Origin of the sequence: Streptomyces sp. NPDC008001, assembly GCF_042958085.1 — a bacterium.
Classification (GTDB): domain Bacteria; phylum Actinomycetota; class Actinomycetes; order Streptomycetales; family Streptomycetaceae; genus Streptomyces.
In genome coordinates this window covers 1-1752 of record NZ_JBIBIZ010000020.1, presented here as the reverse complement: position 1 = coordinate 1752, position 1752 = coordinate 1, and the positions used below count along the sequence as shown (strand labels likewise).

Genomic DNA, 1752 nt, shown 5'->3' with positions numbered 1-1752 from the left:
ACGCCCTACACCCTTACCCCGGGACAACCACCGCCCGGGCTGGACTACCTTCCTGCGTCACCCCATCGCTTACCTACTACAAGTCTGGGTCGTCGGCTCCACCACTTTCCTTCACCCGAAGGATCCAGAACGGCTTCACGGACTTAGCATCGCCTGATTCGATATTGGGCGTTTCAAAGCGGGTACCGGAATATCAACCGGTTGTCCATCGACTACGCCTGTCGGCCTCGCCTTAGGTCCCGACTTACCCTGGGCAGATCAGCTTGACCCAGGAACCCTTAGTCAATCGGCGCACACGTTTCCCACGTGTGTATCGCTACTCATGCCTGCATTCTCACTCGTGAACCGTCCACAACTCGCTTCCGCGGCTGCTTCACCCGGCACACGACGCTCCCCTACCCATCACAGCCTCCGTTGGGAGTATTGCTGCAATGACACGACTTCGGCGGTACGCTTGAGCCCCGCTACATTGTCGGCGCGGAATCACTTGACCAGTGAGCTATTACGCACTCTTTCAAGGGTGGCTGCTTCTAAGCCAACCTCCTGGTTGTCTCTGCGACTCCACATCCTTTCCCACTTAGCGTACGCTTAGGGGCCTTAGTCGATGCTCTGGGCTGTTTCCCTCTCGACCATGGAGCTTATCCCCCACAGTCTCACTGCCGCGCTCTCACTTACCGGCATTCGGAGTTTGGCTAAGGTCAGTAACCCGGTAGGGCCCATCGCCTATCCAGTGCTCTACCTCCGGCAAGAAACACACGACGCTGCACCTAAATGCATTTCGGGGAGAACCAGCTATCACGGAGTTTGATTGGCCTTTCACCCCTAACCACAGGTCATCCCCCAGGTTTTCAACCCTGGTGGGTTCGGTCCTCCACGAAGTCTTACCTCCGCTTCAACCTGCCCATGGCTAGATCACTCCGCTTCGGGTCTTGGGCGCGCTACTCAATCGCCCTATTCGGACTCGCTTTCGCTACGGCTTCCCCACACGGGTTAACCTCGCAACACACCGCAAACTCGCAGGCTCATTCTTCAAAAGGCACGCAGTCACGACGCACCGAGCAAGCTCGATGCGCGACGCTCCCACGGCTTGTAGGCACACGGTTTCAGGTACTATTTCACTCCGCTCCCGCGGTACTTTTCACCATTCCCTCACGGTACTATCCGCTATCGGTCACCAGGGAATATTTAGGCTTAACGGGTGGTCCCGCCAGATTCACACGGGATTTCTCGGGCCCCGTGCTACTTGGGTGTCTCTTAAACGAGCCGTTGATGTTTCAGCTACGGGGGTCTTACCCTCTACGCCGGACCTTTCGCATGTCCTTCGCCTACACCAACGGTTTCTGACTCGTCTCACAGCCGGCAGACCGTGAAAAAGAGATCCCACAACCCCGCATACGCAACCCCTGCCGGGTATCACACGCATACGGTTTGGCCTCATCCGGTTTCGCTCGCCACTACTCCCGGAATCACGGTTGTTTTCTCTTCCTGCGGGTACTGAGATGTTTCACTTCCCCGCGTTCCCTCCACACTGCCTATGTGTTCAGCAGCGGGTGACAGCCCATGACGACTGCCGGGTTTCCCCATTCGGACACCCCCGGATCAAAGCTTGGTTGACAGCTCCCCGGGGCCTATCGTGGCCTCCCACGTCCTTCATCGGTTCCTGGTGCCAAGGCATCCACCGTGCGCCCTTAAAAACTTGGCCACAGATGCTCGCGTCCACTGTGCAGTTCTCAAGCAACGACCAGCCACCCA

Annotated in this window: 1 rRNA gene (only partly in view); it reads right to left on the bottom strand. The window is 57.6% G+C overall.

The annotated features are described in order from the left end of the window. Nucleotides 1-1702, bottom strand: a 23S ribosomal RNA gene (locus ACFZCD_RS32830) (it extends 1488 nt beyond the left edge of the window). Nucleotides 1703-1752 lie beyond the last annotated feature (50 nt).